The 22,702-nt window shown below is 67.0% G+C and carries 24 protein-coding genes and 1 tRNA gene; 12 read left to right on the forward strand and 13 right to left on the reverse strand.

Annotation, left to right across the window (positions count from 1 at the left end):
• Window positions 1-168: 168 nt before the first annotated feature.
• Complete coding sequence (locus tag AC1DE3_RS18360; protein ID WP_476778668.1) at window positions 169-1,143, forward strand: VOC family protein; 975 nt, start codon at window positions 169-171, stop codon at window positions 1,141-1,143.
• A gap of 22 nt (window positions 1,144-1,165) precedes the next feature.
• Here the strand turns inward: AC1DE3_RS18360 and AC1DE3_RS18365 are convergent, their stop codons facing one another.
• Window positions 1,166-2,695 (reverse strand): UxaA family hydrolase, encoded by a 1,530-nt coding sequence (locus tag AC1DE3_RS18365; protein ID WP_476778669.1) that lies wholly within the window; start codon window positions 2,693-2,695, stop codon window positions 1,166-1,168.
• A 302-nt stretch (window positions 2,696-2,997) separates the two neighbouring features.
• Here AC1DE3_RS18365 and AC1DE3_RS18370 point away from each other — a divergent pair, with 302 nt between their 5' ends.
• Entirely contained in the window at window positions 2,998-3,384 is a 387-nt protein-coding gene (locus AC1DE3_RS18370) for an ACT domain-containing protein (RefSeq protein WP_476852634.1), read from the forward strand.
• A 145-nt stretch (window positions 3,385-3,529) separates the two neighbouring features.
• Here AC1DE3_RS18370 and AC1DE3_RS18375 read toward each other — a convergent pair whose 3' ends face one another.
• A complete protein-coding gene (locus tag AC1DE3_RS18375; protein ID WP_441512746.1) occupies window positions 3,530-3,877 on the reverse strand; it encodes a phasin family protein in 348 nt (115 codons plus the stop codon).
• A 294-nt stretch (window positions 3,878-4,171) separates the two neighbouring features.
• Here AC1DE3_RS18375 and AC1DE3_RS18380 point away from each other — a divergent pair, with 294 nt between their 5' ends.
• The gene (locus tag AC1DE3_RS18380) at window positions 4,172-5,827 is read left to right on the forward strand and encodes an SPOR domain-containing protein (RefSeq protein ID WP_476852635.1); all 1,656 of its coding nucleotides are present in this window, start codon (window positions 4,172-4,174) and stop codon (window positions 5,825-5,827) included.
• 157 nt (window positions 5,828-5,984) lie between these two features.
• On the opposite strand, the gene AC1DE3_RS18385 is transcribed toward AC1DE3_RS18380, so the two are convergent.
• The gene (locus AC1DE3_RS18385) at window positions 5,985-6,704 is read right to left on the reverse strand and encodes a DnaJ domain-containing protein (protein WP_476852636.1); all 720 of its coding nucleotides are present in this window, start codon (window positions 6,702-6,704) and stop codon (window positions 5,985-5,987) included.
• Entirely contained in the window at window positions 6,701-7,441 is a 741-nt protein-coding gene (locus AC1DE3_RS18390; protein ID WP_441512749.1) for a VWA domain-containing protein, read from the reverse strand. Before AC1DE3_RS18390 ends, AC1DE3_RS18385 begins: the two co-directional genes overlap by 4 nt.
• Window positions 7,442-7,689: 248 nt before the next feature.
• On the opposite strand from AC1DE3_RS18390, the gene panC reads away from it, so the two are divergent.
• Both panC and AC1DE3_RS18400 read left to right on the forward strand, forming a co-directional pair.
• Window positions 7,690-8,538, forward strand: coding sequence for a pantoate--beta-alanine ligase (panC, locus tag AC1DE3_RS18395; protein ID WP_476778673.1), 849 nt, complete (start codon window positions 7,690-7,692; stop codon window positions 8,536-8,538).
• A 117-nt stretch (window positions 8,539-8,655) separates the two neighbouring features.
• Window positions 8,656-9,750 (forward strand): linear amide C-N hydrolase, encoded by a 1,095-nt coding sequence (locus AC1DE3_RS18400; RefSeq protein WP_476778674.1) that lies wholly within the window; start codon window positions 8,656-8,658, stop codon window positions 9,748-9,750.
• A 9-nt stretch (window positions 9,751-9,759) separates the two neighbouring features.
• Here AC1DE3_RS18400 and AC1DE3_RS18405 read toward each other — a convergent pair whose 3' ends face one another.
• Both AC1DE3_RS18405 and AC1DE3_RS18410 read right to left on the reverse strand, forming a co-directional pair.
• Complete coding sequence (locus AC1DE3_RS18405; RefSeq protein ID WP_441512752.1) at window positions 9,760-10,197, reverse strand: DUF1489 family protein; 438 nt, start codon at window positions 10,195-10,197, stop codon at window positions 9,760-9,762.
• A gap of 65 nt (window positions 10,198-10,262) precedes the next feature.
• Window positions 10,263-10,619 carry a VOC family protein gene (locus tag AC1DE3_RS18410; protein ID WP_476778675.1) on the reverse strand — a complete coding sequence of 119 codons (357 nt, stop codon included), beginning with the start codon at window positions 10,617-10,619 and terminating at the stop codon, window positions 10,263-10,265.
• 33 nt (window positions 10,620-10,652) lie between these two features.
• Between AC1DE3_RS18410 and AC1DE3_RS18415 the strand changes: the two genes are divergently transcribed.
• Window positions 10,653-11,420 (forward strand): SDR family NAD(P)-dependent oxidoreductase, encoded by a 768-nt coding sequence (locus AC1DE3_RS18415; RefSeq protein WP_476852637.1) that lies wholly within the window; start codon window positions 10,653-10,655, stop codon window positions 11,418-11,420.
• Window positions 11,417-12,262 carry an aminoglycoside phosphotransferase family protein gene (locus AC1DE3_RS18420; RefSeq protein WP_476778677.1) on the forward strand — a complete coding sequence of 282 codons (846 nt, stop codon included), beginning with the start codon at window positions 11,417-11,419 and terminating at the stop codon, window positions 12,260-12,262. The genes AC1DE3_RS18415 and AC1DE3_RS18420 overlap by 4 nt, the downstream gene beginning before the upstream one ends.
• A 150-nt stretch (window positions 12,263-12,412) precedes the next feature.
• Here AC1DE3_RS18420 and AC1DE3_RS18425 read toward each other — a convergent pair whose 3' ends face one another.
• The 3 genes from AC1DE3_RS18425 to AC1DE3_RS18435 form a co-directional block, all read right to left on the reverse strand.
• Window positions 12,413-14,398 carry an acetyl/propionyl/methylcrotonyl-CoA carboxylase subunit alpha gene (locus tag AC1DE3_RS18425; RefSeq protein ID WP_476778678.1) on the reverse strand — a complete coding sequence of 662 codons (1,986 nt, stop codon included), beginning with the start codon at window positions 14,396-14,398 and terminating at the stop codon, window positions 12,413-12,415.
• Window positions 14,399-14,434: 36 nt separating this feature from the next.
• Complete coding sequence (locus AC1DE3_RS18430; RefSeq protein ID WP_476778679.1) at window positions 14,435-15,121, reverse strand: cation efflux transmembrane domain-containing protein; 687 nt, start codon at window positions 15,119-15,121, stop codon at window positions 14,435-14,437.
• Between the two features lie 142 nt (window positions 15,122-15,263).
• A complete protein-coding gene (locus AC1DE3_RS18435; RefSeq protein WP_476852638.1) occupies window positions 15,264-16,025 on the reverse strand; it encodes an SDR family oxidoreductase in 762 nt (253 codons plus the stop codon).
• A 578-nt stretch (window positions 16,026-16,603) separates the two neighbouring features.
• Here AC1DE3_RS18435 and AC1DE3_RS18440 point away from each other — a divergent pair.
• Window positions 16,604-17,263, forward strand: a complete 660-nt coding sequence (locus AC1DE3_RS18440; protein WP_476852652.1) for a Kelch repeat-containing protein — start codon at window positions 16,604-16,606, stop codon at window positions 17,261-17,263.
• A 169-nt stretch (window positions 17,264-17,432) separates the two neighbouring features.
• Entirely contained in the window at window positions 17,433-18,113 is a 681-nt protein-coding gene (locus AC1DE3_RS18445) for a hypothetical protein (protein ID WP_476778775.1), read from the forward strand.
• A 120-nt stretch (window positions 18,114-18,233) separates the two neighbouring features.
• Here AC1DE3_RS18445 and AC1DE3_RS18450 read toward each other — a convergent pair whose 3' ends face one another.
• Window positions 18,234-18,626 (reverse strand): GFA family protein, encoded by a 393-nt coding sequence (locus tag AC1DE3_RS18450; protein WP_441512761.1) that lies wholly within the window; start codon window positions 18,624-18,626, stop codon window positions 18,234-18,236.
• A gap of 159 nt (window positions 18,627-18,785) precedes the next feature.
• On the opposite strand from AC1DE3_RS18450, the gene AC1DE3_RS18455 reads away from it, so the two are divergent.
• Window positions 18,786-19,256 carry a hypothetical protein gene (locus AC1DE3_RS18455; RefSeq protein ID WP_476852639.1) on the forward strand — a complete coding sequence of 157 codons (471 nt, stop codon included), beginning with the start codon at window positions 18,786-18,788 and terminating at the stop codon, window positions 19,254-19,256.
• Between the two features lie 15 nt (window positions 19,257-19,271).
• Here the strand turns inward: AC1DE3_RS18455 and AC1DE3_RS18460 are convergent, their stop codons facing one another.
• The 3 genes from AC1DE3_RS18460 to lipB form a co-directional block, all read right to left on the reverse strand.
• Complete coding sequence (locus AC1DE3_RS18460) at window positions 19,272-20,879, reverse strand: carboxyl transferase domain-containing protein (protein WP_476778683.1); 1,608 nt, start codon at window positions 20,877-20,879, stop codon at window positions 19,272-19,274.
• Between the two features lie 115 nt (window positions 20,880-20,994).
• The gene (locus tag AC1DE3_RS18465; RefSeq protein ID WP_441512764.1) at window positions 20,995-21,195 is read right to left on the reverse strand and encodes a hypothetical protein; all 201 of its coding nucleotides are present in this window, start codon (window positions 21,193-21,195) and stop codon (window positions 20,995-20,997) included.
• A 69-nt stretch (window positions 21,196-21,264) separates the two neighbouring features.
• Entirely contained in the window at window positions 21,265-21,969 is a 705-nt protein-coding gene (gene lipB, locus AC1DE3_RS18470) for a lipoyl(octanoyl) transferase LipB (RefSeq protein ID WP_476778684.1), read from the reverse strand.
• A gap of 135 nt (window positions 21,970-22,104) precedes the next feature.
• Between lipB and AC1DE3_RS18475 the strand changes: the two genes are divergently transcribed.
• Window positions 22,105-22,374: a FliM/FliN family flagellar motor switch protein gene (locus AC1DE3_RS18475; protein ID WP_149128694.1), complete on the forward strand. Its 270-nt coding sequence runs from the start codon at window positions 22,105-22,107 to the stop codon at window positions 22,372-22,374.
• 126 nt (window positions 22,375-22,500) lie between these two features.
• Window positions 22,501-22,585 (forward strand) — tRNA-Leu (locus AC1DE3_RS18480).
• The last annotated feature ends 117 nt before the right edge of the window (window positions 22,586-22,702 follow it).

The following is a 22,702-nucleotide window of genomic DNA, read 5'->3' on the forward strand; positions in this document are numbered from 1 at the left end:
GCCTGAACCGATCCGGTTCAGGGCGTCGCGAAAAATCGCCGCAGCCCTGCTGCGAGACCTGCCGAAAATCATCGGCGGACAATCCGCCACGCGCTTGTGAGATGCGCCGGGCGGAATTTCATGGCCTTGAAGCCGCACGTTTTCTCCAATGTGCGAGCATGCCGAGCGATGAACAGCGCCCACACCCGCCGCACCCTGCTTCAGCTCGCAGGAGCCTCCTCGCTCGCGGCAGCCGCATCCTTCGCCGCCCGCGCCGAGGGGGGACCGGTCGCAGCACCCGCAGCGGGGCCGGGCTTCGCAAGCAGGACGCCGATCAGGGTGGGTGCCGCGGCGCTCAAGGTGCGCGATGTCGAGCGTGTGACCAACTATTACCGCGACGTCATCGGCCTGTCCGTGCTGGCGCGCGGCGCCGCCTCCGTCACGCTCGGCACCGGCGAAGGCGCCCTGCTCACGCTGGAGCCGCGGCCGGATGCGGCGCTGGAGCCTCCGACCGCCGCCGGGCTCTTCCACATCGCTTTCCTGATGCCGAGCCGGCGCGATCTGGCGCGCTGGCTGATCCATGTCGCGCGCAACCGCACGCCGTTGACGGGCTTCGCCGACCACAGCGTCAGCGAGGCCGTCTATCTCAACGATCCCGAAGGCAACGGCATCGAGGTCTATGCCGACCGCCCCGCCGAAGGCTGGCGCTGGGAAAACGGCCGGGTCGTGATGGGCACCCACCGGCTCGACGTCGACGGCATCCTGGCGCTCACCGATACGCGCGCAACCGACTACGCCAAGGCGCCGGACGGGTTGCGCATCGGGCACATCCATCTGCGCGTCGGCGATGTCGATGCGGGCGACCGCTTCTATCGCGATCTGCTCGGTCTGGCGCCGACGAGCCGGCGCGATACCGCGAGCTTTCTGTCCTCGGGCGGCTACCATCATCACCTGGCGCTGAACACCTGGAACAGCGCGGGCGCCGGGCCGCGCGACGAAGGCAGCACCGGCCTCGCCTGGTTCTCGCTGATGGCGGAAAAGCGCGAGCTGATGGCCGCTCAGGCCGACCGCCTCGCTGCGGCCGGCGTCACGACAACGCCGCTCTCCGGCGGGTTCGAGAGCCTCGACCCCTGGGGCACGCGCGTCAGGCTGCTGCAGGGCTGAGGAAAGCCCTGCCCGGCCGCCCTCACATCGTCGCGCCGATCTGCCAGGGCACGAATTCGGCGTCGCCATAGCCGAGCTGCTCGGATTTGGTCTTCTCGCCCGAGGCGACCTTGAGCAGCTTCTCGAAGATCTCGCGGCCCTTCTGCTCCAGCGAGACGCCGTCGAGCACATCGCCGCAATTGATGTCCATGTCGTCGATCATCTTCTCGTAGATCGGCGTATTGGTCGCGAGTTTCATCGAGGGCGTCGGCTTGCAGCCATAGGCGGAGCCGCGGCCGGTGGTGAAGGCGAGGATATTGGCACCACCGGCCACCTGCCCCGTCGCCGCGACCGGATCGTAGCCGGGCGTGTCCATGTAGACGAAGCCCTTCTCCGTCACCGGCTCGGCATAGTGATAGACCGCCGAGAGCGTCTTCGTGCCGCCCTTCGCGGCAGCGCCGAGCGACTTCTCCAGGATGGTGGTGAGCCCGCCCGCCTTGTTTCCCGGCGAGGGGTTGTTGTTCATGCTCATCCGGGCGCGCTCGGTGTAATCCTCCCACCACTTGATGATACCGACGAGCTTTTCGCCGACCTCGCGCGTCGCGGCGCGGCGCGTCAGCAGATGCTCGGCGCCGTAGATCTCGGGCGTCTCGGAGAGGATCGCCGTGCCGCCATGCTCGACGAGGATGTCGACGGCGGCCCCCAGCGCCGGGTTGGCGGTGATGCCCGAATAGCCATCCGAGCCGCCGCATTGCAGCGCAAGCATCAGCTCGGAAGCCGGCACTGTCTCGCGCGCCGCCTTGTTGGCGATCGGAAGCATGGTCTTCAGCGCGTCGATGCCGGCGGCGACGGCCTTCTTCGTCCCGCCCGTCTCCTGGATCGTCAGCGTGCGGAAGACGTCGCTCTCGGTGACGCCATAGGCCTCCTTCATGCGGCTGATCTGGAAGCCCTCGCAGCCGAGGCCCACGACCAGCACCGCCGCCATGTTGGGGTTGCAGGCATAGCCCCAGGTGGTGCGCTTCAGCACCTCGAAACTCTCGCCATTGTAGTCGATGCCGCAGCCGGTGCCGTGGGTGAGCGCGATCACCCCGTCGACATTGGGATAATCGTCGAGCAAACCGGAACGCTTCACCTCCTCGGCCATGAAGCGCGCGGCGGAGGCCGAGCAGTTCACCGAAGTGAGGATGCCGACATAGTTGCGCGTGCCGGCCTTGCCATTGGCCCGGCGGAAGCCCTCGAACGTCGCTTGCTGCTCGACCGGCAGCACGAATTCGGGCTTGGCCTCGGCGCTGAAGGCGTAGTCGCGATCGAAGGCATGGAAGCCCGTATTGTGCTCGTGCACCCATTCGCCCGGCACAATGTCGTTCGTCGCGAAGCCGATGATCTGCCCGAACTTGCGGATCGGCTGGTCCTTGGCGATCGGGGTGATCGCCATCTTGTGCCCGCGCGGGATCCGCTTCAGCGCCTCGACGCCCGCCGCCGTCACGCCGGCATCGACCGGGTCGACCGCAACGACGACGTTGTCGGCGGCGTTGAGCTTGAGCGTGCGGGGCGGCACTGATTTGTCGAGCATGGCGAGAACCGAAACCTCCGGCACCGCGACGGCGGCGCATTCCCCCCTAGAGATGCGCCCAACGGGCCGCGTTTTCAATCGGTTCAAAAAGAAGGTCGGCATGCACTCCTGCGCAATCGGCCGCCACCGCGAGACCGACGATGTGCCGGGATGGCCTTGCCGATTGAAATCTGTTCCGTGACAAGGGGATCCGCCTCGCCCCCGATGTCGCGGCGAAGGGATCAAAGCGCCGGCTCAGGGGCAACGCCCGCTCCCAGGCCGGCGGATGGGCGGAAGCGAAGACCGCGACGGAGGGTCCGACGATGTCGATTGCCGTAAAGCTGCGCAGCGTTTCCGGCATTTACGGCGTCGCGCGCCTTGGAGCCGCATCGCCTCTTCCGAACTGGTTCGACGGCCCTGGCTTTTCCGCTGCGATACGGGCCGGCGACGAACTCACTCTTGTCTGCCTGCAGGAGCGGATTCCCGAAACAGTCGAAGCCGAGTTGAATTGGCGCTGCTTCCGCAGCATCGGCCCCATCCCCTTCAACGCGACCGGAATCGTGCGCTCGCTAATTGCGCCCCTCTCCGCGAATGGCGTCGGCGTCTTCGTGATTTGCACCTTCGACGGCGAGCATATCCTCGTTCCCGGCGGCGATTGGGATAAATCCAAAAACTTGCTCGAGCGCGCTGGCCATATTTTCGAAGCTTGATGCCGGGCCTGGCGGCGAACGCCCGATATTCACACCGTAACGCCGAGCCCGTCGGCCCCAACAGAAAAGCCCGGTCTCGCGACCGGGCTCCATACGCAACCGAAACTCGCTCAAGGTCAGGCCACCTTTCGGCGGCCTGCCGGCATCACGCCTTCGGAGCGGTCGGGACAGCCTTCGCGACGATGCCTTCGAACGGCTTGTAAGCGTCCTTGGCGAGAGCGGTGTAGAGCTCGCCCATCTTGGTGAGCTGGGCGACCGCGCCCTCGAACGAAGTCTTGAAGTAGTCGGCCTGGATCTCCAGGGCCTTGTCGAAAGTCTTCACGCCGGCGAGCTTCTCGAGCGTGGCGGTGCCGGCCTCGAAGGACTTCTTGGCGTAGTCGGTCGCCTCGACGGCGATCGTCTGCACGCTCTTGGAGGTGACGCCGAAAGCCTTCAGGGCGGCGTCGACGTTCTCTTTGGAAGCCTTCTGGATGGTCTCGAACTGCTGGATCATGGGTCGTCTCTCCCTGGCACCTTGGGTGCCGCCTCAGAGTGAATGGGCCAAAGCGGCCCTACGCGTCGCCCCAAGGTCGTATGAAGAGATCACCACCGGGACTGGCGCCATATTGTGCATTGCAACATGAATGTCAACAGGACGCTGCATTGCACCAAACGCAGATCGTTCCGGTCGCAACCGTTCAAGTTTTAACGGCTCCGTAACCGCATCCTCCTAACCTCCCCCTACTGTGTCCTGCGTGCCACGAAAATGAGCGCGGGACGGGAACGACAGTGAGTTCGAGGCGAGTTCATGGTTCTGGGTTGCGTTGTGTTTCAGCGGCCGCGTCTGCGGGCCGTTGTCGGGCTGATCGGCATCGCCGCAGTCGCGGCCACGATGGCCTCCTCCCCGGCCGAGGCGCGCAAGCGCCGGCATCATGCGGCAGGCGGCGGCTACACGCCGCCCTACGCGGCGATGGTGGTCGATGCCAGGACCGGCCGCACGTTGCACGCGGTCAACGAGGATGCCGCGCGCATCCCGGCCTCGCTCACCAAGGTCATGACGCTCTACATGCTGTTCGAGCAGATGGAGCGCGGCCGCTTCTCGATGGATTCCGGGCTGAAGGTCTCGTCCTACGCCGCCTCGCAGCCGCCGACCAAGCTCGGCCTGCGCCCCGGCTCGACCATTGCGGTCGAGGACGTGATCAAGAGCATGATCACGCTCTCGGCCAACGACTCCTCTGTCGTCGTCGCCGAGAACATCGCCGGCTCCGAAGAGGCTTTCGCCGAGCAGATGACGCGCAAGGCGCGGTCGCTCGGCATGAGCTCGACGCGCTTCTACAACCCGCACGGCCTGCCGCATTCGCCGCCGAACCTGACCACCGCGCGCGATCTCACCATTCTCGCCCGCGCCATCCAGGAGCGCTTCCCGAAATACTACCCGCTCTTCTCGACGCGGGCGTTCCAGTATGGCAGCCGCACCATCCGCGGCCATAACCGCCTGCTCGGCAAGGTCGAGGGCGTCGACGGCATCAAGACCGGCTACACCCGCGCCTCCGGCTTCAACCTGATGACTTCGGCCAAGTCTGAAGGCCGGCACGTCGTCTCGGTCGTGCTCGGCGGCCGTTCCGGTGCTTCGCGCGACAAGATCATGACCGACCTCGTGCTGGCCAATCTGCCGCGCGCCGCGACCAGTGGCCGTTCCTCGGTGATGGTCGCCGAGGCACCTGAGCCGGAGGAGCGCCCGCGCGCTGCCGCCAGCCAGCAGGCCGCTGCCGAGCCGGCGCCTATCCCGGTTCCGCGCCCGCGCCAGCAGCCCCAGGCTGAAGAGCAACAGCCGCTCCCAGCCGCCGCCCGCGCCTATGCCCCGATGCCGACCACCACGCCGATCGCGCCGCCGCGCCCGGTCGCCGTCGCCGGTGGCCAGCCGCTGCAGATCTCCGGCATGCGCCCGGTCTCCGCGACCACGACGCCATCAGCGATGCGCTGGTCGATCGGCGCCCAGCCGGCCGACGCCAAGGTTCTGCGCCCGCCGGCGAATGTCGACGTCACCTCCTCCATCGCCAGGGCGCCCGAGCCCGTCGCCGAGCCGGTGAAGGTCGCCGAGGCAAAGGCCGAAGCGCCGGCCGCCAGCGTGGCCCGCAAGGCAGAAGCCGCGCCGGCGAAGGTGCAGGCCCCCGAGCCCGCTCCCGCCATGTCTCATCAGGCTGCGGTCGTGGCCTCCGGAAAATGGGTGATCCAGCTCGGTGCGACCGATGACGAGGGTAAGGCCAAGGAGATCCTGGCCCGTGCTCGCGCCAAGGCTTCCGGCTCGCTGGCCAGCGCCTCGCCCTTCACCGAGAAGGTCGAGAAGGGCGGCTCCACCCTTTTCCGCGCCCGCTTCGCCGGCTTTGAAGATCCGAAGGACGCGCAGAACGCCTGCGCGCAGCTGAAGCGCGGCGGCTTCTCCTGCTTCGCCACCCGCAGCTGAGCATCGGACCGACAAGTGGAATCCGGCTTTCGGGAGAATCCGATGCGCAATCGCAAAGACAGATCGCCGAACCTGCGTCCGTCAGGACGCAGGGCGGGCTGACCGGCCAGGGAAAGGAGTTCACGCCATGTCGCAGACGCACTCCCCGCACCCTTCGCTATCGCTGCTTCACAAGGACGTCCTTGGCCTGGTTGACGCGAGCGGCAAGGCCGCTGGTGCCCCCGGCATCCGGGTGGATGCGCTTCATCAAAGCCCGGTGGGCTTCGCGGACCGCCTCCTCGCTCGCCCCCGGCTGAAGCCCCAGGATCTCGTAGGCCTCCTGCTGCGTCATCGCGCCCGTGCCCGCCGCGCCGCCCTGCCCCGCGTCGCGATCACGCTGAGCGTCTTCACGCCAGCCGGGCGACCGGCGGTCGAGATATGCCTCTAGCAGGCGCGTGCCATCGGGATCGCGCGCCAGGCATTCGCGCATCAGCGCGCTGAGCTCGCTCATTCCCAGGCTGTCGAGCGGCCGGCCCGCAAAGGCGCCCGCCTTGACGCTGCCGGTCATCGCGCCGCTATCGTGGTCGAGCTCCATCTCCAGCAGCGCCGAGCCGACCTTCGAGCTGGCGCCCGGGCTCGGCCCGGACCGGTCGGCCCAGGGAAAACGGATACCGCCCGGCCCTGTCGCGCTCCAGCCGAGCAGCCAGGCGCCRATGCCGCCGAGAAAGACCGCCATATCCAGGCGTCCGCGCACCATCAAGAGCCCGGCCACGCCGAGCGAGGCGACGCCGCCGACAGTTTTCATCAGCCGCGCAAGCATTTTGGGATTGGTCCCGGCGAACAGCTTCGCCAGCCACCAGACCAGGATCAGGACGGCAACGCCGTAGAGCAGGCTCACTTGCGCCCTCCGTCCATGGCCGCGAGCAGGCCCTTGACCGCCGGGCTCGATCCGGCGAGCCGCAGCATTGCCTCGCGCCCGCCAGCGGCGTAAGCCGCCGCGCCGCGCAGCAGTTCCAATAGCGAAGCCGGCGCCGTCACGTCGAAGCGCGCATGCGCGCCGCCGGTCAGCCGCGCGATCGTCGCGAAGGCCGCGCTCGCGGCGGGATCGCCCCCCTCCTGGAAAACGAAGCCGCGGATGCCGCGCAGGCCGAGCTCGCCCGCCAGCGCCCCCAGCGCATCGACATCCTCTTCCATTGCGTCGCCGACAAAGACGAAAGCGCGCAACGGCACCTTTGCCGCCTCGTCGCGGACATGGCGCAGAACGCGGGCAATCTGCGTCTGCCCGCCCTCGCAGGCGATCCTGCGCATCAATCCGGTCAGCCGTTCGGGCTCGCCGACCCATCCCGAGGCGCGGCATTCGCCGATACCCCGGAAATAGACGAGCTGGACCGCGAGCCCCCCGCTCTGCCCGGCGACCTCGAACATCCGCGCCTGCAGCGAACAGGCGAGATCCCAGCTCGGCTGGCGGCTCATCGTGGCATCGAGCGCGAAGACCAGCCGTCCGGCCTGCCCCGTTGCCAGCGGCGCCAGCCGCTTCGCCGCTCCGAGGAAGCGGTCGATTTCGCCTGGCTGCGAATGCCCTGTCGGCGTGGTCGCGGCGGCCTTGCCGACAGCGCGATCGTTCTTGTCGCTCATCAACCCATCGATCCGACGGAATCGTTCTCGTTGGTTCTGATATTGGCCATCGACACCGGATTTGCTACCCGTCCCGGACGGAGATCGGCCTGTTCCTCTCAGGCTTCATCCTGAGGAGCGGACGAAGTCCGCGTCTCGAAAGGTGCTTCAGACGGTTCCGGAACCTCCTGGGGCATCCTCGAGAGGCCGCTACGCGGCTCCTCAGGATGAGGGCTGCGAAGATCGACGCAGACGAGAAAGAGAAGTCCATGGCTGGGATCACGGTTTTCGAGACGGTCGCGGCGATGCGCGAAGCCGTCGCCGGCTGGCACGCGGCCGGCGAAAAGGTCGCGCTGGTGCCGACCATGGGCGCGCTGCATGCGGGCCACATCGCGCTGGTCACCGAAGGCCAACGCCACGCGAAGCGGGTGATCGTCTCGATCTTCGTCAACCCGACCCAGTTCGCTCCGCACGAGGATTTCAAGAAGTACCCGCGCACCTTCGACGACGACTGCGCCAAGCTCCTCGCTGCCGGCGCCGATGCCGTCTTCTTCCCTTCGGTCGAAGAGATGTATCCGGCGGGCTTCGCCACGCGGGTGCTGTTGCTGGGCCCAGCCGCCGTMGGCCTCGAAGACCGCTTCCGCCCGACGCATTTCGAGGGCGTCGCGACAATCTGCTGCAAGCTCTTCACGCAGTCCCGCGCCGATTGCGCGATCTTCGGCGAGAAGGACTATCAGCAGCTCAAGGTCGTCACGCGGATGGCTGGTGATCTCGATCTCGGCATCACCGTCGTTCCTCTCGCGACATTCCGCGAGGCGGACGGCCTCGCCATGTCCTCGCGCAACCGCTACCTCTCGCCCGAGCATCGGGCGTTGGCGCCGGTCCTCCACCGCGTGATGCAGGTCCTTGCCGCGCGCATCCGCAACGAGGATCCGCTGTTCCGGGCGGTCGCCGACGCGCAGAACGAGATCATCACCGCCGGCTTCGAACTCGACTATCTCGAAGCCCGCCACGCCGAGACGCTGGCCCCGATTACCGGGCTGGCGGATGGGCCGATCCGCTTGCTGCTCGCCGCCCGCATCGGCGGCACACGCCTGATCGACAACATTCCGGTCTGAACGCCGCCGCCGCTGTGATTGCGGCGCCAAACGGAAACGCTACGCTGGCCGTATCCGGGCAGCCGTCTGGTTAGCGGTCGGCATGCTGAAAGCGCCAGAGCCAGAGGAGAGCGGTGGATGATCCATGCATCGGGTAGCGCAGCGCGCGGCCGAAACGCGTTCCTGCGCCGGGGCGCCGCCATACTTCTCGCCTGCGCGCTGCTCGCCGACACGGCTGTCCAGGCCTGCACGCGCTTCGTCTATTTCGGAGCGAATGGCAGCGTCGTCACAGCGCGCTCGATGGACTGGAAGAGCGACATCGCCACCAATCTCTGGATCCTGCCGCGCGGCGTCGAGCGCACCGGCGAGACCGGCGCCAACACAGTGCGCTGGACGGCGAAATATGGCAGCGTGATCGCCTCCGCCTACGACATCTCCAGCAGCGACGGCGTCAACGAGGCCGGGCTCTCGGCCAATCTGCTCTGGCTGGTCGAATCCGAATATCCGAAGTTCGAGGCCGCCTCGAAGCCGGGGCTGAGCATCTCACTCTGGGCGCAATACGTGCTCGACAACTTCGCCACGGTGAGCGAGGCGGTCACCGCGCTGCGCGAGGAACCTTTCACCCTCGTCACCGACATGATGCCGGGCGAGAATCGTCTCGCCACCGTGCATCTCTCGCTCTCCGACTCCAGCGGTGACAGCGCCATCATCGAGTATGTCGGCGGCAGGCAGGTCATCCATCATGACCGCGCCTATCAGGTCATGACCAACTCGCCGATCTTCGAGAAGCAGCTCGCGCTCGCCGAATACTGGAAGCAGATCGGCGGCACCGTGATGCTGCCCGGCACCAACCGCGCCTCCGATCGTTTCGTCCGCGCCGCGTTCTACGCGAACGCGATCCCGAAGGACCCCGATCCGAACCGCGCCGTTGCCAGCGTCTTCAGCGTGCTCCGCAACGTCTCGGTGCCCTATGGGCTGACGACGCCCGACCAGCCGAACATCTCCTCGACGCGCTGGCGCACGGTCTTCGACCATGCCCGCAAACTGTATTTCTTCGAGTCGGCGCTGACGCCGAACACCTTCTGGGTGGACCTCGAGAAGATCGACTTCTCGACTGCGGGCGGCACCCGCAAGCTCGATCTCGGCAAGGACCAGGACCACACCTATGCGGGCGACGCGACCGGGAGCTTCGTCCCGGCCAAGCCCTTCGCCTTCCTCGGCCTGAAAGGCTGAGCCGGTCGCCTACAGCAACCCGAGCCCCGCGAGTTCCCGCCGCAATTCCTCCGGCATCTCGCCGAGATCGCCGCCATGCTCGGAGAGATCGCGCGGCGCGTCCTTGGGCTGGAGATAGCGCCAGCCCTGGAACGGGCGGAACGGGCGTGGCTCGACCGGAACCACCACGGGCTCCATGACGAGATGGCAGCGCCCGATACCCTCGGCGTCGGTGAAGGGCCGGATATCGGTCAGGCGCTGGCGCGCCGAGATCTGCCCCTTGATCACCCAGTAGAGCGAGCCGCCATCGAGGATTTCCTCGACCTTCTTCGGCACCATGCGTGTGGTGTGCAATTGTTCGGCCGGCTCGCCACGGGCACGCCGCTGCGCCTGGCGTTCGGCGATCCACTCTTCGAGGTCGCCGATCGATTCCGCGCCGACGCAGAGCTTGAGCAGGTGAAGGGACATGGCCGGTAAAATAGGCCTCGAAGCGCCCGCCGGCCAGCCTCCCCGGCCCTTCTCCACAGATCGCCTCAGCCGCGATGCGCCAGCACATTGACCAGCCGTCCGAACGGGTCACGCAAGAAGAAGCGGCGCACGCCCCACGGCTCGTCGACAGGACCGTATTCGATCGGCAGCCCGGCCGCCTCCACCTTGCGCAGAACCTCGTCGAGGTCATCGACCTCGATCGACAGGTCCGGGACCGGCGCGCCCGAGCCGCCCTCGCTGGCGAAGCTGAGCTGCGGCCCGGCGGGGTCGCCGCCTGCCGCATAGGTCTGTATCCAGCCGTGGTCCATGACGGGGTGCATGTCAAAAATGCTGCCGTAGAAGGGTTTTGCCAGCGCCGGCTCGGCGGTTAGCATGTTCGCCACGATACGCTTCACCGTCATGCTCTTTCCCTCGACAGGCTACGGACGATCATCATGCGCGGACTTGCAGGCAAGGCCATCCTCATCACCGGTTCCTCCACCGGCATCGGCTATGCGATGGCCGAGCGCCTCATTGCCGAGGGGGCAAAGGTACTGATTCATGGCCGAGACCGGGCCGAAGTCGACGCGGCGGTCGCCCGGCTCGGCGCCGCCGCCAGCGGCATCACCGGCGACCTCGCCGAGCCTGCCACGGCACAGGCCATCGTCGATGCCACGGTCGGCGCCTTCGGCCGCATCGACGGGCTCGTCAACAATGCCGGCATCTATCCGCGCGGCATCCTCGGCGAGACCACCGCCGCCTTCTTCGACCATATGTTCGCGATCAACACGCGGGCGCCGCTGCTCTGCGCCGAGGCCGCGATCCACGCCTTCCGGGCCCAGAAGTCGCCGGGCGCCATCGTCACCGTCGGCTCGATCAACGCCTATTGCGGGCTGTCGAATCTGACCGTCTATTCGATGTCGAAGGGCGCGCTGATGACGATGACGCGCAATCTCGCCAACACGCTCGGCCCGGAGCGCATCCGCGCCAACCAGCTCAATGTCGGCTGGACCTGGACCGCCAACGAGGACGCGACGCAGCAGCGCGAGGGACGAAAGCCCGGCTGGCAGAACCATCTGCCGCTGCGCGACGCGCCGACCGGCCGCATCATGCAGCCGGAGGAAATCGCCGCCCATACCGCCTTCTGGCTGTCGGACGACAGCGCGCCGGTATCCGGCCAGATCTACGAAGCCGAGCAGTTCCCGATCATCGGCCGCGGATGAACGCGATTTCTCCAAGCTCGTTCGAGCCCTGGCTCACACGCTGGGAGCTTGTCCCGGATGGCGCGCCAATCGCGACGCGCGGCAGCCTGCTCCTGCCCGTCCTGCAAGACAGCGCGCCGGCCATGCTGAAGCTGCCGGCCTGCGAGGACGAGCGCCGCGGTTACCTGCCGCTGGAATTTTGGAGCGGTGACGGCGCTGCCCGTCTCCTCGCGCGCAGCGAGAATGGCGGGGCGATGCTGATCGAGCGCGCCACGGGCCGGCGCTCGCTCGCCGCCATGGCCCGCAGCGGCGCGAAGGGCGATGACGAGGCCACCGCCATCCTCTGCGACGCCATCGCCGCCTTGCAAAAACCGCGCGGCGCGGCCCCCGCGGGGCTGATCCCGCTCGACATCTGGTTCAAGGACCTCTTTCCGGCGGCGGCGCGGCATGGCGGCCTGCTTGCTCGGGCCGCTGCGGAGGCAAGCGCGCTCCTGCCTGCCCAGCGGGAAATCCTGCCGCTCCATGCCGATCTGCATCACGACAACGTCCTCGATTTCGAAGGCCGCGGCTGGCTCGCTATCGACCCGAAATCGGTGATCGGCGACCGCGCTTTCGAATACACCATCCTGTTCTGCGACCCCGACCTCGCCGATCCCGAGCCGCCGGTCGCCGTCGCGCCCGGCATCTTCGAGCGGCGGCTGGAGATCGTGCTGGCGAAATCCGGGCTGGTGCGAAAGCGGCTGCTACGCTGGATCGTCGCCTGGTGCGGGCTGTCGGCCAGTTGGTTCATGGCGGATGGCGACCCGCTGGCGGAGGTCAATCTCGCCGTTGCGAAACGAGCGATCGCGGCGTTGGACGGCTGAGGGCCGTCATGCTCGCCCTTGAGGCGAGCATCCACGTCTTCACCGCACGGCATCGACCAAGACGTCGATGGTCGGGACAAGCCCGACCATGACGGGAACCGCCTGAATCAGAATCGAAGCAATCGCCCGCAAGCGATTCCGCCGATTCAGCTATTCACCGATCACAACCACCTTGGCACCTTCTGCCACCTGCGCACCGGGCTCGCCTGCGACTTCGCTGACGGTGCCGTCGCGCGGCGCGGTCAGCACATGCTCCATCTTCATCGCCTCGACGATGGCGAGCCGCTGGCCCTTGGTCACCGCCTCGCCGGGCGCCACGAAGAGAGCCACCAGCTTGCCATGCATCGGCGCCTTGACCACGCCGCCCGAACCGGCGGCCGCCTCGAGATCGACCTTGAAGGGATCGAACAGGGACACCGCCGTCTGGCGGCCGCGATGCAGCGCAAACCACGTACCGCCCTCGCCTTCGGCCAGCGCGATCTCGTGCTCGCCTTCGCCGATCTCGTGGCCCGGCAGGCTGACGCGAGCGTCCTCGCCATGCCATTCGATCTGCGCTTCGATGCGCTCGCCATCGACGAGCAAGGGCAGCCCCAGCGGCTGGCGCGGCATCAGCGAGAAGGCGTCCGGGTCAAGCCAGGGCGAGCGTGACTCGCCCTCCGCCCGTCCGGCCGCCTCGATCATGCCGGCCTCCTGCCGCTCCTCCTCGAGTTGCAGGGCAGCCGCCGCCACCGCCGCCGCGTCGAGCGGCTGCGGTTCGGCGCCGAGCGCGCTGATGTTGCGGTCGATGAAGCCGGTATCGAACGGCCCGGCCCGGAAGCCGTCGGCCTCGGTCAGTTTCTTCAGGAATGCGAGATTGGTGCGCGGACCGGCAACGATCGTCTCGCCCAGCGCCGCACCGAGCCGGTCGAGCGCCTCGTCGCGGGTCGCGCCATGGGCGATCACCTTGGCGATCATCGGGTCGTAGAACGGCGTCACCGTATCGCCGGCCTCGACGCCGGTGTCGATGCGGATGCCCTCGCCATCGGGGAATTGCAGCGCCCAGAGCTTGCCGGTCGAGGGCAGGAAGCGCTTCTCCGGGTCCTCCGCATAGAGCCGCGCCTCAACGGCATGGCCGGTCGCCTTCACATCGGCCTGCGTGAAGCCGAGCGGCTCGCCCGCCGCGACCTTGAGCTGCAACTCGACCAGATCGAGCCCGGTGATCGCCTCCGTGACGGGATGCTCGACCTGAAGCCGCGTGTTCATTTCCATGAAATAGAAGCGGTCGGCCCGGAGCCCGTCGCGGCCATCGGCAATGAACTCGACGGTTCCGGCTCCGACGTAGCCGACCGCCCTCGCCGCCTCCGTCGCCGCCTTGCCCATCGCGGCACGTACCTCGTCCGTCATGCCGGGCGCCGGCGCTTCCTCGATCACCTTCTGGTGGCGACGCTGCAGCGAGCAGTCGCGCTCATAGAGGTGGACGACATTGCCGTGGCTGTCGCCGAAGACCTGGATTTCGACATGGCGCGGCGAGAGCACATATTTCTCGACCAGCACGCGCGCATCGCCGAAGGCATTCTTGCCCTCGCGCTGGGCGCTTGTCAGCGCGTCCGCAAAGTCCTGCGCCCGCTCGACTTTCTTCATGCCCTTGCCGCCGCCGCCGGCGACCGCCTTGATCAGCACGGGATAGCCGATGCGCTCGGCCTCCTTCGCCAGAAACCCGGCATCCTGCTCGGCGCCGTGATAGCCCGGCACGACCGGCACCTCGGCCTTCTCGACCAGCGCCTTGGCGGCGTCCTTCAATCCCATCGCCCGGATTGCGGAGGCGGGCGGGCCGACGAAGACGATACCGGCCTTGGCACAGGCATCCGCGAAATCGGCATTCTCCGAAAGGAAGCCATAGCCGGGATGAATGCAGGCAGCGCCGGCCTCCTTCGCCACCGCGAGAATCTTGGCCGCGTCGAGATAGCTCTCGCGGGCCGGGGCCGGGCCGATATGGTAGGCCTCATCAGCCATCTGCACGAACAGCGCCTCGGCATCGGCATCCGAGTAGACTGCGATGGTGCGCAGGCCCAGCCGCTGCGCGGTGCGGATCACCCGGCAGGCGATCTCGCCGCGATTGGCGATCAGGATGGAGGGCAGTTTGGCGGCGATCGTCATGGAAGCGTCCTCGGCAGCATCCTTGGCTTTTCGCCTTTATAGCCCGCCCGCCGCTTCTGTCTGCGCCTTGTTGTGCAAACCGGGCTGGGCCGCTTCCGACCCCGCGCGCCGCCGCAGCGAGCGCCAGATCGCCCATGTCGCCTGGAAGCAGATCCCTGCGACGACGAGATCGAACAGATATTCCGGCCAGCGCACCGGCGCGACGCGCGCCGCAAGCCCCACCAGCGCGAAGCCGGTCGTCGAGATCGCATCGTTGCGGCTCGACAGCCAGGTCGCCTTGATCACCGGATTGTCCTCGCGGCGGAACCGCCAGAGCACGGCAATGACGATGAGCGCGATGACGATGGCGCTCGCCGCCGCGAAGCCGAGCGTCCAGACCTCGATCGGTCGCGGGCGGACAATCTTGTCCCAGAGATCGTAGAGGGTGTGCAACCCGGCGACAGCCATGACGGCGCCGATCGCGATGGCCGCCAGTCGCTCGGCCCGTGCGTCCCGGCCGAAGACCAGAGCGGCGATGCCGTAAAGCGCGACATCGTAGACCCAGTCGACGCCGTCCTTGAACAGTTGGGCATTGCCGATGGCGAGCGCCCAGACGACAGTCGCCACCGCCTGAACCAGGATGCCGAGCGCGATGCCCCAGATGGTCAGCGTATAGGCGCGAGCCACGGTGGGACCGGTCACCGAGTCCATAATCGCATCAGGAGCATTCTCGATCGCCGCCATGCGGCCTCCCGTCACTCTCGGGCGCAGCGCCTGGGTCCGACCTTTGGTCAGCCCAAGGATAAACTCCGCGGAGCCCCGAGAATCTCATCATCCATCTGGACGAGATGCCCGGGTCAAGCCCGGGCATGACGGAGCTGCCCGATCACCCACGCCCGACGAGCGGCGCCTTGGTCGCCATCACCGTGACGAAGAGGATGTTCGCGTCGAGAGGCAGTCCGGCCATATGCAGCACCGTGGTGGCGACGTGGTCGACATCCATCACCGGCTCGACCTTAACCGAGCCGTCGGCCTGCGGCACGCCGGTCGTCATCTTCTTGGCCATGTCGGTCAGCGCATTGCCGATATCGACCTGGCCGACCGCGATGTCGTATTTGCGCCCATCGAGCGAGGCCGTCTTGGTCAGGCCCGAGATCGCATGCTTCGTCGCCGTATAGGCGGCCGAGTTCGGCCGCGGCACCTGGGCCGAGATCGAGCCGTTATTGATGATGCGCCCGCCGCGCGGCTCCTGGCTCTTCATCGCATTGAAGGCGGCCTGGGTGCATAGGAAGGGGCCGGTCAGGTTGGTATCCACCACCTTCTGCCAGTCCTCCAGCGAGAGGTCCTCCAGCAGGACCCCGCCCGGCGCATTGACGCCGGCATTGTTGAAGAGAACGTCGACCCGGCCGAAGGCCTCCTTCGTCTTCTTGAACAAGCTCTCGACCGAGGCCTTGTCGGTCACATCGGTCGAGACCGCCAGTGCGCGGCCCTTGTCGACGCCGGAGAGCGCGATCGTCTCCTCCAGCGCATCGACCCGGCGCCCGGCCAGCACGGTGCGGTAGCCGTCCTTCAGGAAGGCGATGGCGACCGACCGCCCCACGCCCGAGCCAGCTCCGGTGATGATCGCGACCTTGTTATGCCCAGACATGCGCTTCCTCGTGTTTCCTGCGGCCTAAATCGTTTGATATGGCGCACGACCATAGCGACGGGGACGGCTCGGGGGAACTGCGCAGCCATTCGCGTTGCATGCGCTTGCCGCCCGCCGGCTCTGCCTTATCGTTGTAGTCGGGAGGACGACGCGATGACCAGCCTGAACCGCCGCCATCTGCTGGCTGCTGGCGCCGCCGCGCTCGCCGGGCCGGCGCTCGCCCAGCAGCCGGGTCATGAGCACCACGGCCCGCAATACGAGCGGCTCACCCAGCCCGGGCGGATCGAGAAGCCCGCGCTTGCCGCCGCGCAGAACGTCTTCGACTCGCCGGCACCGAAAGCCGCCTCGCCCGGCCGCTGGAGCCCGAAGTCGCCGCTGCCGCTGCCGCGCTCCGAGATGGCCTGGGCAACGGCCTTCGAGGACAAGATGCATATCGTCGGCGGCTACGCCGAGCAGCGGGTCGACCGGCGCTATCACCATGTCTATGAGGCGATGTCCGATCGCTGGAGCGACGCCGCGCCACTCCCGCTCGGCGCCAACCATGTCGGCGTCGCCTCCTCGACGGCAAGCTCTACGCCATCGGCGGCTTCCTCGAGCAGAACCGCAAGCCGCATCCGCGCTGCTTCGTCTATGATCCGAAGACCGATCGCTGGGCCGAGATCGCCTCGTTACCGGCCGCGGTCGGCTCGGCCGCCGTCGTCGGGCTGAACGGCCGCCTCCACGTCATCGGCGGCGCCATCGGCGACACCTTCGACACCAAGAAATCGATCGACTGGCACCTGACCTACGAACCGAAAACCGACCGGTGGGATAGGCGCACGCCCATGCCCACGGCGCGCGACCACACCGGCACGCTCGCTATCGGCAACCTGATCCACGTGATCGGCGGGCGCGTCGATTCCTTCCACACCAACTCGAACCTGCACCACGCCTATGATCCGACGACGGACAAATGGGCGATGCGCTCGCCCCTGCCGACCGCCCGCTCCGGCCACGGCGCCGTGCTCTATCGCGGCAAGGTCTTCGTGATGGGCGGCGAAGGCACCAACCGCGTCTTCGGCCAAATGGAAGCGTATGATCCTGCGGCGGACAGCTGGGAGCAGTACGCGCCGATGCTGACGCCCCGCCATGGCCTCGGCGCGGCGGTGGTGGGCGATGCGATCCACGTTGCCGGCGGCGGCCCGATCATGGGCGGCGGCGTACAGAGCGCCGTGCACGAAGCCTTCGCGCTGGGCTGAAGCCCCGCAAGCGAGGCGAACCCGGCCCGAACGGCACCGTGGGTCGTTGGCGAAGCAGAATTCGGCGGCGGTTCCTCTCTCGGATTGCAGTCATGTTAAATTAATCTTGGACCGGCCGCGGATTTGGAGGAGCAACCGGACGACCACGTATCCAACAGCACGGAAGACGATGGGAGGACCAACCATGGGCACAAGATGCGTTACGCTTGCCGCGGCCGTCGGGCTGCTGGCACTGGCCGGCGGTGTGGCTAAAGCCCAGACAGCAGAGATGAGTTTTTTCGTCACCAGTGCGGGGTCCGGCAAGGGGGCCGACCTCGGCGGCCTCGCAGGTGCGGACGCGACTTGCCAGCGCCTCGCCCAGGCGGTTGGCGCCGGCGGCAAGACTTGGCGAGCTTATTTGTCGACGCAGGCGAGTGCTGGTGCGGCTGCCGTCAATGCGCGTGATCGCATCGGCGCCGGTCCCTGGCGCAATGCCAAGGGAGCGGTCATCGCCACCAGCGTTGCTGATCTGCATGGTGCTGCAGCGAATCTCACCAAGCAGACCGCGCTGACTGAGAAAGGCGAAATCGTAAACGGCATCGGCGACAGGCCCAATGAGCACGATATGCTGACGGGCTCGCAGGCCGACGGCACGGCATTCGGTCCGGGCGAGGACCGCACCTGCGGCAACTACACCAGGAGCGGCACGGAAGGAGCGGTGATGATGGGTCACCATGACCGCACCGGGCTCGATCAATCGCCGCCTGCGAAATCCTGGAACATGGCGCATCTCTCGCGCGGCGGCTGCAGCCAGGATGCCCTGAAAAGCACGGGCGGCGCCGGCCGCTTTTACTGCTTCGCGACGAACTGACGCGATCACGCAGCGACCGACGAGGGTCACCACCGACGATCGGTGCCGTCGCGCGGACGGCACCGCGGAATTCGGCGCCTTCCGGGCCGCGCATCGCCCGGTCGCCTCACAGCGCGCTCGCTATTCCTCGTAGCGGCCCGTAGCATCCCGATCGCGCTCATATCGTCGCTTGAATGGAAACGGCGGCAGCCAGGATTCGCGGCGGACGGTCCAGAGCTCGTAGGTCGGCACCAGTTGGTCGGGGGCATCGAGGGATCCCAGGTTCACCTCGACTTCATCGCCGCTGCGGGCGAAAACCGGCGAGCCGCAGCGGGGACAGAAGAACCGCCCGGCATAATCGCGGGTCTCGCCGGCAATCGTCACCGCCTCCTGAGGGAACACCGCGGAAGCGTGAAACAGCGCTCCGTGATGTTTGCGGCAATCGAGGCAGTGACAAATGCCGACCCGATAGGGGCGCCCCGAGGCCACGATGCGAACGTCTCCGCAGCGGCAACTAGCGGTGAATCGGTCCATGCCGCGCCTCCACGAAATCAGATGATCCAGATGCCGATGATCAGCATCGTCGAGCGTTGGTGCAGCTCGCGCCAGCCCTTAGCGCCGGAAGCGACAGCTATCGACAGGCGTGTCAAACGATGCCCTCATGCTGTCGATATTCCAAGGAGGCCACCCGCCTTGCTCCGCACCCTGCTGATCCTGCTCGTCATACTGACGGCTCCGCTCGCGCGCGCCCAGGAGCCCGTCCTCGAACTCGCGGGTATCGGAGCGGCTGCGATCCGGCTCTCGCCGGGATCCCTCGCCAGCCTGCCGGCCGTGGAACGCGACGTGACGTTCGAAACCTCGAAGGGGCCGGCGACGCATCGCTACAACGGCGTGCTGTTCTGGGATGTGCTGCAGGCGAACAAGGCACTCGACGGCCTCAAGCCCGCCGACCAGTTGAGGAAGACGTTCCTCGTGAGTGCCAAGGACGGCTATCAGATCGCCTTCTCGATCGGCGAGATCCATCCCGATTTCGGCGGCCTGCCCTTAATCCTTGTCACTGCCGTGGACGGCAGGCCGCTCGACGGCGGTTGGCGCCTCGTCGCCCCCGGTGACAAGCGCGGCGCGCACGCCGTCTACGAGGTCACGAAGATCGAATTGCGCTGAGGCGGGCTGCGCCCCTCACATCCGGAAAACGCCGAACTTCGTCTCGGGCACTTCGGCATTGAGCGTGGCGGAGAAAGCCAGCGCCAGCACCCGGCGCGTCTCCGAGGGCAGGATGATGCCGTCGTCCCAGAGCCGGGCCGTCGCGAAATAGGGCGAGCCCTCCTCCTCGTATCTGCTACGGATCGGCGCCTTGAAGGCTTCCTCGTCCGCCGCCGGCCAGCTCTTGCCCTCGGCCTCGATATTGTCGCGGCGCACCGTCGCGAGCACGCTCGCCGCCTGCTCGCCGCCCATCACCGATATCCGCGAATTCGGCCAGGTGAACAGGAAACGTGGCGAATAGGCCCTCCCGCACATGCCGTAATTGCCGGCACCGAAGGAACCGCCGACCAGCACGGTGATCTTCGGCACCCGCGCCGAAGCCACCGCCGTGACGAGCTTGGCGCCGTCCTTGGCGATGCCGCGGGTCTCGACGTCGCGGCCGACCATGAAGCCGGTGATGTTCTGCAGGAAGAGAAGCGGGATGCGCCGCTGGCAGCAGAGCTCGATGAAATGCGCGCCCTTCAGCGCACTCTCCGAGAACAGGATGCCGTTATTGGCGATGATCCCGACCGGGATGCCGTGGATGCGGGCGAAGCCCGTTACCAGCGTCGTGCCATAGAGCTTCTTGAACTCGTCAAACTCCGAGCCGTCGACGAGTCGCGCGATCACCTCGCGGATATCGTACTGCTTCTTGAGGTCGGTCGGGACGACGGCTTCGAGCTCGGCGGGGTCGTAGAGCGGCTCGACCGGCTCGGCGATGTCGATGTCCGGCCGCTTCACGCTGTTGAGATTGCCGGCGATGCGCCGGGCGATGGCAAGCGCATGGGTATCGTCGCCGGCATAATGGTCGGCGACACCCGACAGCCGCGCATGGACATCGGCGCCGCCCAGATCCTCGGCCGAGACGACCTCGCCGGTCGCGGCCTTCACCAGCGGCGGGCCGCCGAGGAAGATCGTACCCTGCTTCCTGACGATGACCGTCTCGTCCGACATTGCCGGCACATAGGCGCCGCCGGCAGTGCAGGAGCCCATCACCACCGCGACCTGCGGGATGCCCTCGGCCGAGAGCGTCGCCTGGTTGTAGAAGATGCGGCCGAAATGCTCGCGGTCGGGAAAGACCTCGGTCTGGTGCGGCAGGTTCGCGCCGCCGGAATCGACGAGGTAGATGCAGGGCAAGCGATTCTCGCGCGCGATCTCCTGCGCCCGCAGATGCTTCTTCACCGTCATCGGGTAGTAGGTGCCGCCTTTGATCGTAGCATCGTTGCAGACGATCATGCATTCCCGCCCCGCGACGCGCCCGATACCGGCGATCATGCCGGCGGCATGGACATCGCCCTCATACATGCCCAAGGCAGCGAGCGAGCCGATCTCGAGGAAGGCAGAGCCGGGGTCGGTCAGGCGCAGCACGCGTTCCCGAGGAAGCAGTTTTCCGCGGGAGGTATGGCGCTCGCGGGACTTGGCATTGCCGCCGAGCGCAGCCGTCGCGCGCCGCTCCTGCAGCTCGTCGCGCAGGCCGGCCCAGGCTTCGGCATTGGCGCGCGTCTCAGCCGAATTCAGATCGACCTTGCTCTCGATGACAGGCACGGGCGCGCTCCCTCACGACAATCCTTGGCCCGAGGTTATGGCGCGCCCTATCGAAAACGCCAACCGGCACGGACACCCGGACGCGGCCGGGCAAATCCGCGCCGGGCGCTTGCGTTCACTCGCTCATCTTGTTGATCGATCCGGTTACGGAAGGCGCCGCGACGGCGCCGATCGCACCTCCGGCGACCGCGCCGATCGGTCCGCCGACGATCGCCCCGGCTCCCGCTCCAGCGGCAGCGCCGGCAATGCGCTGGTCCGTCGTGTTGCAGGCTGCCAGCAACACGGCGAAGCTACCGGCGAAAAGGAAAACACGCATCGTCGTCCCCATGCTTTTGGCCCAGTCCCCATACCGAGGATGGGTTTGGCATGGCTAACGACAGGTAAATCAGACCAAGACCGTCGGCCCGAACACCCGCTCGAAGGCTTCGCGCAGCATCGAATCGGCCTCCGGCATCGTCACCGGCAGGCCGAGATCGACGAGGGAGGTCACGCCATGCTGGCTGACGCCGCAGGGCACGATTCCGTCGAAATGGGAAAGGTCAGGCTCGACATTGAGCGAGATGCCGTGGAACGAGACCCAGCGTCGCACGCGGATGCCGATGGCGGCGATCTTGTCCTCGATATCAGCGCCCTTCTCCGGCCGGCGCACCCAGACGCCGACGCGATCCTCGCGCCGCTCGCCGCGGATGTTGAAATCGCCGAGCGCGCCGATCAGCCAGCCTTCGAGCGCCGCGACGAAGCGGCGCAGATCCGGCTGGCGCCGCTTCAGGTCGAGCATGACATAGGCCACCCGCTGGCCGGGGCCGTGATAGGTGAACTGCCCGCCCCGCCCCGACCGAAACACCGGGAAACGCTCCGGCGCGATCAGATCCTCGTCGCGTGCCGAGGTGCCGGCCGTGTAGAGCGGCGGATGTTCGACCAGCCAGACGCGCTCGCGGGCCTTGCCGTCGGCGATCAGGCCGGCACGCAGTTCCATCTCGGCGACGGCCTCGTCATAGCCGGTCAGTCCCTCGGCCACGACCCATTCGACCGGCTCGGAGCCTGCTTCCGGCAGGAAGGAGACGGCCAGTTCCTCACGCATCTTCACCATGGCTTAACCATGTTCCGTTCAATCTTTCCAGGCTGGCGACATCCGGCGCGACCTCGGCAAGCCTGATGCGCCGAAAACCGGCAGGCAGGCAAGTTTTGCTGGTCCAATTCTGAAGTAAGGTTCCGGAGGCAGGACTTGAAGGCCGATCTCGATCTCGTTCCCGTCGAGCTCACTGTCGTGCTGGGGCAGACCCAGATGCCGATCTACAAGCTGCTGCGACTCGGCCGCGGCGCCATCATCGAGCTCAACGCCAGCGAGACCGACGAAGTCCAGATTCTCGCGAACAACCACCCCTTCGCCAAGGGAATCGTCGTCGTCAGCGGCGCGAGGATCTCCGTCGAGATCACCCAGATGCTGAAGCGCCCGACGATCTACACCCTGCAGAGCGTCGCCGAAGCCGCCTGAAGCGGCCCATTCTGGGGAAAATTCGATATCGCTCGTTTTTCCACAGTGACGCTCTTGTGGCAGCGGATTCGATTTGCTAGATCGGCGCCGCTCCCTGGTTGCACCGCCCGCAACCGGAACCGAGCTGCGGTCGTGGCGGAATTGGTAGACGCACTACCTTGAGGTGGTAGCGGGGAGACCCGTGGAGGTTCGAGTCCTCTCGACCGCACCAAATTCGGACAGTGTCCAGCGAAAGGCGACCTTCGGGTCGCCTTTCGTGTTTCCGGGCCATCGCAAGGCGTTACGGCAAGAACCTTCCTTTCCGCGGCAACAGCGAATCGACGGCGCT

Source organism: Allobosea sp. 10L417 (genome assembly GCF_056395485.1).